This window comes from Petrotoga sp. 9PWA.NaAc.5.4 (assembly GCF_002895485.1).
Taxonomy (GTDB): domain Bacteria; phylum Thermotogota; class Thermotogae; order Petrotogales; family Petrotogaceae; genus AZRK01.
Genome location: NZ_AZRK01000005.1, coordinates 1 through 15,709 on the forward strand (window position 1 = coordinate 1; position 15,709 = coordinate 15,709).

11 protein-coding genes, 3 tRNA genes and 1 pseudogene are annotated in these 15,709 nt (G+C 29.9%); 5 read left to right on the forward strand and 10 right to left on the reverse strand.

Annotated elements, in window-relative coordinates; translation table 11 throughout:
- Positions 1–367: 367 nt before the first annotated feature.
- The gene (locus tag X924_RS03060) at positions 368–1,537 is read right to left on the reverse strand and encodes a type III PLP-dependent enzyme (RefSeq protein WP_121957486.1); all 1,170 of its coding nucleotides are present in this window, start codon (positions 1,535–1,537) and stop codon (positions 368–370) included.
- A gap of 229 nt (positions 1,538–1,766) precedes the next feature.
- Here X924_RS03060 and X924_RS03065 point away from each other — a divergent pair.
- The 3 genes from X924_RS03065 to X924_RS03075 all read left to right on the forward strand — a co-directional run bounded on the left by X924_RS03065 (position 1,767) and on the right by X924_RS03075 (position 4,134).
- Positions 1,767–1,854, forward strand: a tRNA-Leu gene (locus X924_RS03065).
- Between the two features lie 704 nt (positions 1,855–2,558).
- A complete protein-coding gene (locus X924_RS03070; protein WP_121957487.1) occupies positions 2,559–3,506 on the forward strand; it encodes a GAF domain-containing protein in 948 nt (315 codons plus the stop codon).
- Between the two features lie 13 nt (positions 3,507–3,519).
- Positions 3,520–4,134: a CoA pyrophosphatase gene (locus X924_RS03075; RefSeq protein WP_121957488.1), complete on the forward strand. Its 615-nt coding sequence runs from the start codon at positions 3,520–3,522 to the stop codon at positions 4,132–4,134.
- Here the strand turns inward: X924_RS03075 and X924_RS03080 are convergent.
- The 3 genes from X924_RS03080 to X924_RS03090 are packed head-to-tail and all read right to left on the reverse strand — an operon-like array spanning position 4,123 to position 7,850.
- The gene (locus X924_RS03080) at positions 4,123–5,370 is read right to left on the reverse strand and encodes a glycerate kinase (protein WP_121957489.1); all 1,248 of its coding nucleotides are present in this window, start codon (positions 5,368–5,370) and stop codon (positions 4,123–4,125) included. The two genes, X924_RS03075 and X924_RS03080, sit on opposite strands and share 12 nt — an antisense overlap.
- 12 nt (positions 5,371–5,382) lie before the next feature.
- On the reverse strand, positions 5,383–6,720 hold the full coding sequence (locus tag X924_RS03085; protein WP_233186567.1) for a GntP family permease: 1,338 nt from the start codon (positions 6,718–6,720) through the stop codon (positions 5,383–5,385).
- Between the two features lie 26 nt (positions 6,721–6,746).
- Positions 6,747–7,850: a sensor domain-containing diguanylate cyclase gene (locus tag X924_RS03090; protein WP_121957491.1), complete on the reverse strand. Its 1,104-nt coding sequence runs from the start codon at positions 7,848–7,850 to the stop codon at positions 6,747–6,749.
- A 228-nt stretch (positions 7,851–8,078) separates the two neighbouring features.
- Between X924_RS03090 and X924_RS03095 the strand changes: the two genes are divergently transcribed.
- Together X924_RS03095 and X924_RS03100 are read left to right on the forward strand one after the other, a co-directional pair.
- The gene (locus tag X924_RS03095; protein WP_121957492.1) at positions 8,079–9,047 is read left to right on the forward strand and encodes an aldo/keto reductase; all 969 of its coding nucleotides are present in this window, start codon (positions 8,079–8,081) and stop codon (positions 9,045–9,047) included.
- Between the two features lie 114 nt (positions 9,048–9,161).
- Positions 9,162–9,237: transfer RNA gene (locus X924_RS03100), tRNA-Pro, on the forward strand.
- A 33-nt stretch (positions 9,238–9,270) separates the two neighbouring features.
- On the opposite strand, the gene X924_RS03105 is transcribed toward X924_RS03100, so the two are convergent.
- The 6 genes and pseudogenes from X924_RS03105 to X924_RS10460 all read right to left on the reverse strand — a co-directional run.
- Positions 9,271–10,284 (reverse strand): ExsB family protein, encoded by a 1,014-nt coding sequence (locus X924_RS03105; RefSeq protein ID WP_233186568.1) that lies wholly within the window; start codon positions 10,282–10,284, stop codon positions 9,271–9,273.
- Between the two features lie 196 nt (positions 10,285–10,480).
- Positions 10,481–12,535, reverse strand: coding sequence for a GGDEF domain-containing phosphodiesterase (locus tag X924_RS03110; RefSeq protein ID WP_121957493.1), 2,055 nt, complete (start codon positions 12,533–12,535; stop codon positions 10,481–10,483).
- Between the two features lie 113 nt (positions 12,536–12,648).
- A complete protein-coding gene (locus X924_RS03115) occupies positions 12,649–13,434 on the reverse strand; it encodes a hypothetical protein (RefSeq protein WP_233186569.1) in 786 nt (261 codons plus the stop codon).
- A gap of 323 nt (positions 13,435–13,757) precedes the next feature.
- Positions 13,758–13,832: transfer RNA gene (locus X924_RS03120), tRNA-Asn, on the reverse strand.
- A gap of 469 nt (positions 13,833–14,301) precedes the next feature.
- On the reverse strand, positions 14,302–15,249 hold the full coding sequence (locus X924_RS03125) for a hypothetical protein (protein ID WP_121957494.1): 948 nt from the start codon (positions 15,247–15,249) through the stop codon (positions 14,302–14,304).
- Between the two features lie 235 nt (positions 15,250–15,484).
- Positions 15,485–15,664 (reverse strand): annotated as a pseudogene (locus X924_RS10460) (acyl-phosphate glycerol 3-phosphate acyltransferase); the annotation flags it as partial.
- Between the last annotated feature and the right edge of the window lie 45 nt (positions 15,665–15,709).

A 15,709-nucleotide genomic window follows, 5' to 3' on the forward strand; every position in this document is an offset into this window, starting at 1 on the left:
GCTCTTTTTAAAATCCCAAAGGCTCGTATAAATTTAAAAATTCCTTTTCTAAATACTCTATACTGTCTTTAGAAATTCTAAAATTCATATTTTATCAATAGTTCATTGTTCAACTCTTCATAAAATACCTCCATAACTATAATCTTTATTGACTATGAATTTTTTAACTTTTTGGTGCCTGTACCAAAGAGTTGGGGAGAGGGCTTCGCCCTGAATTTACTTTAAATGCAAAAACTTATTTTTAGAAAATTCTCATTTCTAAAGTTCTAAAATCCCTATAAATAATCTAAAATATTTTTTTAAATATTAAATAAAAAAGTGGATGCTTATGCACCCACTTTTTGATAACCTTACTTATATGCTTCTGTTACACTCTTTCTGTATTTTCCAAAAATTCACCTTTCAACATTTCTTCTAATTCTTGTACAGTATAAACTTTTACTGGTTCTATTCCATTAAAATATGTCGCATATTCATTAGTATAAGCTCCGGTGTTAATAAAATAAACAATATCGCTATAATCAATATCAATAGGAAGGTCAATTTCATCATATATCGTATCTACACTATCACAAGTTGGCCCGGCTAATGTCATGGTCATAGTCTCAGAATTTTCTTTCCCCTCAACTACTACTTCGTATCTGAAATTTTCTATAGTTTCCATCAAACCATGAAAAACTCCAACATCTAAAAATACCCATGTTTGAGTTCCTTTTCTACTTCTTAAAAGCACCCTTGAGGCAGTTATACCAGCACTTCCTACCATGGATCTACCGGGTTCGGAAATGACTCTCAATCCATCAACCCAACCTAAATATTCATTTACTGATTCATTTATTATTGCACCTATTTCTTCAACCGATGGAACAGGTTTCGTATGTTGTACAGGTATTCCGCCACCCAAATTTAACATTTTTAAATCGATTCTTTCCTTATGAAGTTTTTCAAATACTTCGCTCGCAGTTAATATAGCTTCCTTCCATTTATATTTATTATATGATTGAGAACCAACATGAAAAGAAACACCGTATGGAACCAATCCTTTTCTTTTCGCATATTTTAAGATATCTATTAAATGATCGGCATCCGTACCAAATTTACCAGAAAGCGGCCATTCAGAGTCATTGGAACTCATTGCCAACCTTCCATATACCTTTGCACCTGGAGCATTCCTAGCTATTTTTTCAACTTCCATTTCAGAATCCACAGCAAAATACTCAACTCCATTTTCCCAAGCAAACTTTATATCTTTCTCTTTCTTTATAGTATTTCCAAAACTCATCTTATCTGTAGAAACACCTATGTCCATCAACTTTATTATTTCTCCTTTTGAAGCCACATCAAAAGAAGATCCTAAATCTCTCAATGTTTCTAAGATACTTGAATGAGAATTCGCTTTGACCGCATAAAAAATTTCAACGTTATTTATTGAATTCTTCAATCTAAAATAGTTCTCTTTGACACAAGAAGTATCAAGAACCAAAAATGGAGTTTCTAATAATTTTGCTGCTGTTCTAATAAGGTGCGTTAATTCCAATTTATCCAACCTCCTATAATTTTTGAAAGCATTAAATTATATACTTCAAACAATATTTAATACTTATAAAGTAACGCAAAAACATTGATATAGTTAATATATAATTTATAAAAAGTTAAATTTCTAATAGTTCGTTAAGCTAACTTTATAATATTTTTTGTAAGTTCTTTAGTATTTACAATTAATGTTTATCGTAGTATAATTTATAAAGAATAAATTAAATATTTTTGCCGAGGTGGCGGAAGTGGTAGACGCGTAAGATTCAGAATCTTATGAGTTATGAACTCGTGCGGGTTCAAGTCCCGCCCTCGGCACCAATTAAAGCCACCTGATTTTTTATTATATTTATTTAATAAAGGTGGTTTTTTATATTTTTTTGTAAAGTAATTTTGATATAATTTTTTAAATGAGAGATTAAGTTAGGACTTTAGAAAGGAAGATTTTTGAAAATTAAACTCTTAAATTTAAGTCAATTCAGGGTGGAACTCTCCTCCTATACGTCGGTATGAATACCAACGAACTTAAAGAGATTCGTAGTTAGTAAGAATTAGATTTATAGAGATATTTTTGAAAAAATTTAAAACTAAAACATTGACAAAACTTAAGTCTTACAATTTTTAAAGTAGATAACTTTTTTAAGTTAGGAACTTTAAAAATGAAAATTTTCTAAAAATTAAGCTTTTGAATTTAAAATGGGTCCAGGGCGGAGCCCACCCTCTCTCTTTCGATATGCGTAGTAAAGAACTTAAAAAAAAGTTAATTTGTCAAAATTAGAATTGCAGAAGCATTTTATAAATAAAGATTTTTAGAAAATAAGGTTTTGAATTTAAAATGGGTTCAGGGCGGAGCCCTCCCCCCCTCTCTCGGTACAAGTACCGAAAAAGTTAAAAAATTAGGAATTAATAAGGATTAGAACTGAGGAGATATTTTGTAAAAAAATTAATTCTAAAACATATATGTAATAAGGATTTTGTAATTTCTAAAGTGGGTATTTTTTAAGTAAAAGGGAGGATAAAATTTAATGAGAAGTGTCTTCAGAGATTTTACAGATGATTTTTTTGAAATATTAACTTATCCTAAAGAAAATTGGGAAGATTTTTGGAAAAGTTATAAAAAATTGTTTGATTTTGTTGATATATACGTCAAAAAAACAAACTTAAAAGATGAAGATATTGTCAAAAAACTGAAAGAGATAGGAAGAAGAGATTTAGATAAAGCTTTTTGGTATAAACAGGAGATTATAAGAAATTTAAAATCAGATATTATAGAAGACTTGACGAAATATTCCGAAAAGTTTCAACTAAATAGGGGAGATTTTGCAGTTTATTTGAGTGTCTTTTTAGGTGACAAACCATATTTATTTTTAGACTCTTTTAAAGGAACAATAATCGTCGTAGATATATTATATTTGTATTTCAACAAAGACAAAATAAACCCAAGAAAGATCATAGAAGAGGCGATAACAACTTTTATAAATTTTACTTCTCCTAATAAAAAAAAGGCTGACTTTTGGATATTGTACGATAAAATAAAAACAATTATTACAGACAAAAATTATAAAGATAGAAACCAGGTTCTAAAAATAATTTGTGAACTATTAGCTGAAAGGATACCATATTACAATTGGGTGGGTTTTTATCTTGTGGATGAAAAAGAAAAAGACTCCCTTACATTAGGTCCATTTGTAGGAGAACCTACTGAACACACAAAGATAAAATTTGGTCAAGGTATATGTGGACAGGCGGCGAGTACCAAAACCACTTTTATAGTGGATGATGTAAGTAAAGAAGATAATTACTTATCTTGTAGTCCCAAAACGCAATCTGAAATTGTTGTTCCTATTTTTGATAAAAAAGGAAAGATCGTGGGAGAAATTGATATAGACAGCCATAATAAAGCATCTTTTGACAGTGACGATCATAATTTCTTAGAAGCCATTGCAAAATTATTGACAGAAAGATTTTGGTAGATATGGTGATTACATGGATATAAACAAAATTAAAAATATTTTTAGCAATTATATTCCCAAACCTATTGGTGTCGAAAACTGTTTTTCAGTTTTAATATCTTTAGTTGAAAAAGATGAAACTTTACATATATTATATGAGCTTAGATCTAAGAATTTAGAAAGGCAGCCTGGAGAAATATCTTTTCCAGGAGGAAAAATTGAAAGGAACGAAACCCAAAAAGAAGCAGCTATACGGGAATGTTGTGAAGAATTAAATTTAAAACCAGAAAATATAGATTTAATAGGAGCTGCAGATTATCTGCTAACTCCCTTTAATTATTTAATATATTCTTATGTTGGATTTTTAAAAGTAGATGTCAATAAAATAAAACCCAATGAAGAAGTAGAAAAAATATTTACCATACCTTTGGATTATTTCCTAAATCACGATCCCTTGAAACACGATACTTACTTAACAAATGAGACGGATGAAGGGTTTCCTTACGAACTTATCCCCAACGGTAAAAATTACAACTGGCGTATAGGTAAATACCCTGTTTATTTTTACATCTATGAAGATTATATTATCTGGGGTCTTACAGCAAGGCTAACCTATGAATTTATACAAAAACTTAAATTAACTACATAATATAAAAGTCAAATCATTTACGTTAGTTCCTGTAGGACCGGTTATAACTAAACCATCTATACTCTGCAATGCATGATAAGAATCATTATTATTGAGGACCTCTTCTATATCTATATTTTTTTCTATCAATCTTTTCACAGTCATACCATCCACTATGCCACCAGCAGCATCTGTTGGCCCATCCGTTCCATCAGTCCCCACTGAAACAATTATAATATCTTCATAATTAACTATACCCTTAGCTGCGGAAAGTACTAATTCTTGGTTTCTCCCACCAACCCCTTTACCTTTAACATGTACGACTGTTTCTCCTCCCAATATTACTGCACAAGGTTTTTTTAGAGGCCGATTTTTTTCTTTGACTTCTCTTGCAATTGAAGCTAAGAATGATCCCGCTTCTTTTGCTTCACAATCTAATGTTGTTGTCAAAATCAAAGTATTGTATCCTAAACTTTTAGCGATCTTTTCTGCACTTTCACAAACTTTTGACACACTTCCTATAATTCTTGTTTCAACGTTATTCAATTCTTTTGGAGTTTCTTTTTTTAAAGCGTTTATAACATGTTCGGAAAGATTTAACTTATACTTATCAATAATTTCTTCCACATCTTTAACTGTAGTAGAATCAGGATAAGCGGGTCCTGAGGCTATACTATCTAACCTATCTCCTAAAACATCCGAGAGCACAAGCGAGTAGATTTTTGCTGGCTCCACTAACTTTGCAAACTTCCCACCTTTTACTTGAGAAAGACGTTTCCTTATAGTATTTATTTCTACAATATTTGCCCCTGATTTAAGCAATAAATCCGTCATTTTTTTTAGTTCTTCCAAACTTATCCCTTCTACAGGAAGTTCAAAAAGTGCAGAGCCTCCTCCCGAAACTAAAAATAATATAGTATCTTCTTGCCCTAAATTCATAACTAACTCAACAACTTTTTTAGTTGAATTTATTGTATTCTCATCCGGTATAGGATGTCCTGCTTCATATATTTTTAAACCTTCTATTTTCCCTTTTGAATGACCATATTTTGTGATAACTATTCCATCTTTTATTTTATCCCCAAGTGAATCTTTTGCTGCCTTAGCCATTCGCCATGCAGCTTTACCAATAGCGACTAAGTATACATTGCCGTTGAAATTCAGCTTTTCAATCTCTTCTCTTACAGCCTTATCTGGTAAAACAGACTCAATAGAGTTATTTATAATTCTAATTGCATCTTCCCCTAAATTTTTCAAAAAATCAACCCCTTACAAAATTATCAGACTCATTATCCAGATTATAATCGCTGCTGTAAGACCTTCTACCAATGTTCCTACTGTTTGAAGTTTATAAGCTTGATTTACACTCATTTTTGAAAATTGTGATACAACCCAAAAATAACTATCATTAGCATGAGATACAACCATTGAACCTGCACCAATAGCTACCACAGACAACGCAATAGCTACAGGACTCGTTAAATTTAAAGTTCCCATGAGTGGTGCCATTAATGAGGCAGTTGTTATTATAGATACAGTAGAAGAACCTTGAGCAGATTTTATCGCTGCAGCAACAATAAATGGGAGCCATATACCTAAATTAATGGTCGCTAAACTTTCTCCTAATACATCAGCAATCCCAGAATTTTGAAGAATCCTACCAAATGCTCCACCTGCTCCAGTGATCAAAATAATTGAAGCAGCATTTAATAATCCCTCTCCAACCCATCCACTAGAAGATAACATTTTTTTATCTAATTTTTTAGGTAACGTAAAAGCTATTAATACCCCTATCATTAATGCTATTACTGGATTACCCACAAATCCAAAGAAAGTTCTTATTGCACCGTCTCCAAAAGGTCTTGTAGGAAAATCAGAGATTGATTTCAAAAGTATTAAAATTATTGGAAGTACTATAGGCATAAAAGAATTAAAAGTAGAAGGAGCTTTTTTAGTTCTTTCTTGTATTTCTTTATCACTTAATTCTGGTTCTGGTTCTATGTAAATTCTTTTTCCCATTCTATTAGCATAGAAAACACCAACAAGCATTGAAGGAACAGAAACGATTAGCCCAATTAAAATAACAAGTCCTAAATCCGCACCCAAAATACCAGCAGCAGCTATAGGCCCAGGAGTCGGAGGCACCATAGTATGGGTAGCATATAACCCTAAACTTAAAGCAAGACCGGTTGTTGCAAGAGAAAATTTTGCTTTTTTGGTAATAGCCTTATTCAAAGGAGATAGGATAACAAAACCCGAATCACAAAAAACAGGAATAGAAACGATGTAACCAATAATAGCCATAGCCAAAGGAACTCTTTTTTCTCCTGTAAGTTTTAAAGTAGCTTCAGCCATTTTAAATGCGCCACCTGATTTTTCAAGAAAAGTACCTATAATGGTACCAGCAGCTATAACTATCCCTATACTCCCTAAAGTTCCACCGAAACCATTCGTAATAGAATCAATAATATCTGTTAAATTCATTCCAGAAAATAAGCCAAATAAAACGGCAGTAAAAAGCAAAACTAAGAAAGGATGAAGAGTTAATTTAGCAGTGGCAAAAATTATGAAAACAACCGACAAAACAAGCAAAACTATAAGCCACATTCCTATTCAGATCACTCCCTTTCATGTTATTTTTCCTGAAGCATCTTTTTATCTGCTATCTCAATCGCTTTTTGAATATTAGCAGCTTCTTCGGGTACAACTGCATAACCCGCACTAAAAGACACTATTAATGAAACTTCCCCAAAAGTAATAGGGCCGCTCACAAAAGATTTTATTCTTTTCAATATTTTTTCAATGTCTTCTTTAATTTTTATGTTATTTAATATCAATACAAATTCATCCCCACCATACCTAAAAATAATATCTTTAGAATCTATTACGTTCCTAATCCTTTTTACTATTATTTTAAGCGTCTGATCTCCTATAATATGGCCAAAATTATCGTTAATTTCTTTAAAGTTGTCTATATCTAAAAAAACTACCCCTACAAGGTGGGAAGGTACATTATGATTTTGGAGATATTTTTCTAGAGCTCTTCTATTATAAGTTTCTGTTAAAGGGTCCAAATTAGAATTCAATAACAAGTCATTTAACCTAAATATTTTTGTTAGAATTCTTGATATTTCCTTTGAAAACGTTTCTAAAAGTTCTATTTCCGATTTAGATACTTTTCGCTTTTTAAACCAGTCTATGTTCAAAACTCCTACAATTTGCCCATCTACATATATTGGAATTCCCATCCATGAAATTGTTACTGCATTAGAATTGTCCCAAAAGTCATTCTTTTTAATATCTTTATAAAACAGCGACCTTTTAGTTTCCAATATAATTTTTATATGTTTACCTTTGTCTTTGACAGACTTGGCAATCTGATCTAACGGTAAAAAATCTAAATTTTTGTTCCAACTTAAAAATCTCCACTCATCATTTTCCGGCGTCAATAAAAAACTCCAAGAATCCGCTTTCAAAAAAACTGGAATCTGTTCTATAAAAACACTTAAAACTTCGTTTTTTTCCATCTCCTTTTCTAAACAATCTAATGCTATTTCAAGTAAATTCTCCTTAAATCTACTCAATATTACATAATTTGGTTTCGGTGGTCGGAATATTCTTACTTTATCTTTATTTTTATCCATCCTTCTTATATAAATAGCTATTCTTATACCATGCCAATAAACATAAGCTATTAAAATAATAAGTATTAAAAATAAAATCGACAAATAATACATTATATTCCTTCTTTTTTGAATTATTTACTAAAAATTATACCATATTGAATTAAATATTTTTGCAAACTATTTATGTGATATAATAAAGTAAGTACAATAAACTAACTTATTTCTAAGAATTTCACAAATGAAGTGTTTTGAAAAATAAGCGTTTGAATTTATAACGGGTTTAGAGAAACTTCAAAATTTCTAAAGACAGTAAAATTTATTTCGTAAAGGAGGAATATAATGAAATACAACAATCTTGGAAAAGCAGGAATCAAAGTTAGTGAAATTTCTTTTGGTTCTTGGTTGACTTTTGGAAATCAACTTGATACAGAAGGAGTAAAAGCATGCTTAAGAACAGCTTTTGAAAACGGAGTCAATTTCTTTGATAATGCAGAAGCTTATGCAAACGGACTTTCTGAATCCCTGATGGGAATGGCTATAAAAGAATATAAACGAGAAGACCTTGTAATTTCAACGAAAATATTTTGGGGTGGAAAAGGGCCAAATGATATAGGAATTTCAAGAAAGCATCTTTTAGAAGGAATATGGAATTCTCTTAAAAGATTACAGTTAGATTATGTTGATCTTATATTTTGTCATCGTCCCGACCCAACGACACCTATAGAAGAAACAGTATTTGCAATGGATTATATTATCAGAAACGGGTTAGCTCTTTACTGGGGAACTTCTGAATGGAATGCAAAACAGTTAGAAGAAGCCTATACAATTGCCGATAAAAGAAACTTAATCGCTCCAAGTATGGAACAGCCTCAATACAATATGTTTGTTAGAGAAAAGGTAGAAAAAGAATTTAAGCCCCTTTACGAAAAATATGGTTTAGGATTAACAACGTGGAGTCCATTAGCAAGTGGTGTCTTGACAGGAAAATATAATGAAGGAATTCCAGAAAATAGCAGACTTGCAAAGTTTAAAGGTTTGAAAGAAGATATAGAAAGAAATGGCTTGTTATCCAAAGAAAATATCGAAAAGGTAAGAAAGCTAACCAAAATTGCCGTCGACTTAGACGCAACAATGGCTCAACTCGCTATAGCATGGATACTTAAAAATCCGAATGTAAGCACTGTCATAACAGGAGCAAGTAATCCACAACAAGTAAAAGAAAATATAAAAGCTTCAGAAATTAAAGAAAAACTAACCGATGATGTTATACAAGAAATAGAAAAAATACTAAACAATAAACCTTTATAACAACATTCCATGATATGACGAAATTTTGTTAATTATACATGCGAATTGCGATTCCATTTAAGCAATTCACATTCAAAAGAAAATATGGTAAAATAAAATATAGACTTTATTTTTCGGGGCGTAGCGCAGTTGGTAGCGCGTTGGTTTCGGGAACCAAAGGCCGCTGGTTCAAGTCCAGTCGTCCCGACCAAAAATAATACTTCCTTTTTTAAGGAAGTATTATTTATTTGTCTAATTTTTCATAATCAATAACTGCAAAAGTCCAAAGTTTTTTATTAGTACTTTTAATCCATTCAGCGGATATGGGCATAGCAAATTCAGGAGCTAATCTGCCATTTAAGACCCAATACTTTGATTCATCGTTGTTATAAATTCCGGGATTTGCAAGAATTTTTAATTTCAAAGGCTTATCAACAATATCTACAAAATCTATACTTTCCTCTCTCTCCAATATAGATAATATTTCTGTTAAAATTTTTCGATCAGGTAACGGTTTTATATTTATTAAAGCAACGTTCTTAGATAAAGGTCCGATTATTTTCACATTTGCAATTTCTCTTTTCACATCATAGAAATCTAACACATCATGAATTATTTCATTAGCAATTACATCTGCACGTGAATGATAAATATTACTAACAGACATCTTTAATAAATGTTTATATTTACATCCTTCTCTGATATTGTTTTCTCCAATTTTTGGGATGGTGAATTCATAATAATCCAAAATCTCTTTTATTTCATCTTTATTCAAATTTATAAGTGGAGAATATATTCCATCTAAAAATTTAATGCCTGTATTTCCCCATGAATCAGATTTATTTGCTCCTGAAGCAATTATACCTTTATACGAAAACTCTTTAACTTTACCTATTTTGACGACCCTTGTACATTGATTGCAGTTGGGACCGTGATACATAATACTTTCTTGCTCTTCCTCGCCACGTACAAAAAAAAGCCTTATACCTAATTGAGTAGCTACACTTAAAACAGCTTCAAGACCTTTAGAATAAGAATAAGCGCCAAAACAAACATTTACCAAAGTAATTCTATTTTTTTTTAAAGTATCTTTTGCAAGTAAGGCTACTACAGTACTATCCATACCTCCAGAAAAAGCGATATATAAGTGTTTATCTCCAATTATTTCTTTCATTTCAATTTGTATATTTTTTATCCTTTCTTTTACATTATTATCAATTATTATTTCAACCTCCTTAAAAACTTGACTTATACTCACTTTAGAAATTCTAAAATCCTTATTATATATATGCTTTAGAATTGATTTTTACAAAATACTTCATCAGTTCTAAACCTTACTAATTCTTAATTTTTTTAACCTTTTCGGTACTTGTAGCCAGGTAGAAAAGGGCTCCGCCATGGACCCATCATAAATTCAAATGCTTATTTTTAGAAAATATTCGTTTATAAACTCTCTATATTTTCGAATGATTATATAATAACTTTTTAAATTCACTTAACGAAACTGGCGGACTAAAATAATATCCTTGTATTTCATAACATTCTTTCTCTTTTAAAAATTCTAATTGTTCCGAGCTTTCAACTCCTTCTGCGATAACTTCCATATCCAAACTCTTGGCTAAATAAATGATCGTTGATACTAATTTCTTAGATTGGCTACTTTGAAAAAGATTGTCCATAAAACTTTTATCTATTTTTATTTTATCAATATCAAGTTTACTCAAATATGACAAAGAAGAATACCCGGTTCCAAAATCATCTAAAGCTATTTTTACACCCATTTCTTTTAGTGATTTTATCTTTTTTTGAGCAGAATAAAAATCTCTAATAAAAATATTTTCTGTCAGTTCTATGCCCAAATATTTAGGATCCACATCATTATCTAATAATATTTTATAAATTATATTCACAAAATCTTCTCTGTCAAAAAAATCTTTAGACACGTTTGAAAAAATTCTAACCTCTTTTTTACTATTTTCTCTATTAATTTCTTTAATCGCTTTAATAACTTTTTTTAAAACATATTCGTCAATTTTATCTAAAAGCCGCTTTTTTTCAGCTACTCTTAGGAAAGAAAGCGGTAGATTAACAGATCCATCTATATTTTTCAGCCGAATCAAAGCCTCAGCACCAATTATTGTTTTACTTTCATAAGAAACCTGTGGTTGATATTGCAAGAAAAAATGATTATCTTTCAAAGCTTCATATAGTTGAACTTCCAATGTTTTTTCAGACTTGATATGGTTAGATATTTCTTTAGAATAAAAAGAGTAATTTCCTTCTAACGACCTACTTAAAGCTATTCGAGCTTTATTTATTATATCTTCAAGACTTTGACAATCCTTAGGATAAATACTAATTCCTATACTAACTTTTACGTATATTTTTTCACCTAAAACCAGAATTGGTTCAGATAAAATTTTAATTAAACTATCAGCTAAATTTTGAATTTGATCTATATTTTCAAATTCGCCAAATATTGAAAACTCTTCATCAGAATATCTTGCTAAATAAAATTCCTTTTCTAAAAGTTTGGTTATTTTATCTGCAATCTTTTTTATCACAAAATTAGCTTTTTCTGCACCATATGCATCGAATAATTCGTGATACTCATAAATTTTTATTAACAATAATGAAAAATTATTTTTCGTTAATTTTTTCGAAGAGACCTCATTTATATATTCTAATAAGTGATTTTTGTTGGGTAAATTCGTAATAGGATCATACTTTACTTTTTTAATTAATTCATTTTCTTTTTGAATCCTATTTGTAACATCAGAATTTATTGCTATATAACCTACTAATTGATTATTTGCTCCTCTTATTTCAAATATATTTGATCTCAACGCGAGAATTTCGCCATTTTTCTTTTTATCCCAAATTATTCCACTCCAAAAGCCTTTTGTTTTAAGGTCTCTCCACATTTTTTCATAAAATTCTTTATCATGCATTTGAGAAGACCAAAAGCTCGGATTTTTACCTAACACTTCCTCCATACTATATCCAGTCATATCCACAAAATATTTATTCACCCTTACAACTTCGTTTTGACTATTTGTAATGACTATTGCTTCTGTAGAATTATCAAAAAAATCTTTTGGAAACAGTAAATCTGGACTAAATATACCAAAATTTTGATTGGGATTTCTAACAACAAAATAAACAAAGTCTTTTAATTCTCTTTTTTCTTTTTTTCCTATCAAATCAAAAACATCATAACCCTCTCTTTCTTTTTTCAATTTAACCCTTATATTCCATTCCGTATTATATTCAACATTATGAATGGTATTTAATAACTTTTCGAAATCTTCTTCGACTAACAAGGCTTTTAATTCGTTAACATTACGTGGTAATTCATCGCTCCCCAAACCAGTAATATTCTTTAAATTATTAGAAAATATTATTCTTCCATTTGAAATATCCATTCTGATTATCGCACCTGATACCAAACTCATTACTGATTCATACATATCCAATATTTCATATATGTCATCGATATTATTCGTCATTTTTCTCCTTTCTATGCTTTAAATAATTCGAAATATATTAATCCTTTTAGTACCAACTTATATTGATATTTTAAACACTTTAGAAAAATTTTTTTAAAAATATGCCTTTGAATTTATAAGGAATTTACATAATCCCTAAGCGAAGAGCCCATTCTTTCTAAAAGAGAATCTATATCTCTTGATGTATTTAACTTTTTTAAGGTATACCAAAAAATTTGAGATCCTATAATCGCCCCCAAAAAATTCCCTATAAAATCAGTCATTGTGTCAAAAAGGCTATCTTCTTGAGCAAGTCTATATCCCGGATAATTTCTAAACATTAAATCAGAAACAAATTCACTTATTTCCCAAAATACACCCAAGGTCATTACTATCGATATTGTTATAACAAGGACTTTTAAATAAAAAAAAGGCATTTTCATCTTCGTCCAAATCAATTCTGTTCCCATTACTATCGGAAATATTAAAAATACAAGCCAAACTCCCCCTGTTACATGTAAAATAAAATCATAAATTTCAATATTATTGTAAAATTCGAACCACATCCCAAAAACACTATGCAAACTAATTTGTATTATGGTTATTGTTCGTATTTCTTCAAGAATTGTAGATTTGGTTACCCATTCAAATATCCACGTCAAATAAACTCCAAATGCACTTAAAAGATAGCCAAGAAAATGTGGAAAGTTGAAATTCCAAAAGCTACCAATAATGGGAATAAAAACGACAAAAGAAAAAAAGACGTTTAAAACTCTTAAGAAAGTATAAACTTTAGAGTTAGAAGTAAAAAGTGTTTCTTTAACAACGGGATCTCTAACTAAAAAATTATGTATTTTGTCAAACTCATCTTTTGCTTTCTTCAGAGTTTTAGAAAACACAGGTGTATTCAAAATTATCACCTCTTATAGTAATTTAGTAATTAAAAATTTTAGGAAATCGATCTTTATTCTCTTATTTAACAGTTTTATCTGAGTTCACAATTTTCCTTCTGCAACGCGACAATTACACGAGCTTTATATCACAAACAAAGTATTTTAAAAACAATAAATTCATAATTTTATTTCCCAACTTTTCCAAAAATTTTTATTTCTAAAGCATCTACTCACTATTCTTATTTTAAATATTATACCATACCTTTAAACTTAATTACTTTTTTCAAAAAAGAAAAGGGACCTATATAGGTCCCTTAATATTTCAAAAAGAAAATCGAGGGGATGAAAAATGGCTCCGGGTGAGGGATTCGAACCCCCAACCTAGTGGTTAACAGCCACCCGCTCTGCCGTTGAGCTAACCCGGAATTACTGTCTCTTTTATACTTCAAGATTCTTTTCAAATAAATAACTTCAAACTTCAGGAAAGATTATATCACTAAAAAAATATTTTGTCAATATTTAGCATATTGAATGTCCGTGAAAAGAATTGGTTAGAACACAACTAAATTTCTTTGAAACGATACCATGCCTTTGTTTCTTTTAGATAGTTTAGAAATTAAAAAGTTTCTAAAAATAAGATTTGAATATTTTTAAACGCCCAAATTTAAAATTGAATATCTTATTAAACCTTCAAATACCTATTTTCCAAGAAAGAAATATTCCATTATTTTTCAAAGGCCTTTTTTACCAAAAGAAATAATAGGTAAAAGAACCGATGAAAATTTAAAAAAGAACCTACCGAATTAAAGAAAAGTAAAGATGTTTAGTCTAAAAAACTAAAAACAAAAACAGAGAAGCAATTCATTTGAAAAAATTGTTAAAATCATAAGTGTATCAATTCTTTATTTTATACCTATACATGGTTTTTACTATTTTTATTATTCCCTTAGAACCTAAAACACAACCAAAGGCAATAGTTCCTAATTTTCCTCCTCCACCGCCCAAATGGGTATAACTGTAAATGAAGAAAAGGGCGACGAAGAAGGTAACCAAAAAAATTTCATAAAAATTTCCTATTCTATCATCAGAACTCATACCAGCAAAAGTTGCCGCCATCAAAAGTACAGATAAATTCTCTCCGCTTTGTGGAAATATTTCAGGTAAAAGTAATGCCCCCAACAAACTTACTAATGCAGATGATCCAACTAAATCTTTTTTCATATAAATATGCAAAAAATAGGTAGATAAAACACCTACCAAACTTATTAAAAATATTTCATAACCTACAACATGGGTAATAACTGGATTAATAATTTTTAAATTTGAAGTAATAAAAAGAAGTATCCAAGAGCTAAAAGCAATTGTTCCCAACTTTCCTCCAATTCCATTGAAAACATCTTTTGCTAACTCAAAAATGAAACCAGCTATAATGCAAGCAATCAAAATATGGTAAAAATCATGTAAAAGTTCTGGAGAAACCATACCTACAAATGCTCCTGTATAAATTGGAATAGCTTTTTCGTTAACAAAAAGTGCCCCTATAATTCCAACAATGCTTGCCGCAATTATAGCTCCTTGATTCAAATATATGTTCAGTATATACGCACTTAGTCCACCAATTACGACTGATATAAAAGATAAAAATTGAAAGTTAAATTTTTTGTTCTTGATTTTTTTTAAGTTTTTTGATTCTTCAAAAATCGAATAAACTATCCCAAGAGATAGAAACAACAAAATAAAAAATACAAAAAAATTATTTCTCACAGAATACACTGCGGTTAGAACAAATAAATAGAGTGTAACCCCACTTAAAATACTAAAAGATACGTATTTATAAATCATCCTGATCCCTCGTTTATTTCTTTTATATCATTTCATTTATCTTATATTTAGTTCCCTTAATATTTTTTTGAAATTTTCATAATGTTTTATCAGAATCAATAAAAAAGAAGAAAAATCAACATTGAATTGAAATTAAATATAGGAAATAATGAACATAACCACACTAAGAAAACAGTCATAACAATACCAATGGCCATAAAGTAATGATTAAATAAAGAACAAAGAAAAGTATTACTTACCTCGTACTTAGAAGCAAACAGTATACCCCTCGTTTTAGCCATGCCTTTTTTCCACCTTTAAATTTCAAAAAAATTCTCCAGTTACGACCTCCAATAGCAACCAAAGAAGATAAAACAAGTATCAAGCCAAATACATTAAAAACACTAATAACTAAATAATAAGCCAAATAACCTTTAGAAAAGTCTCCAGTTTTGCTTTTTTAGAGTTTTTGAAAAATATC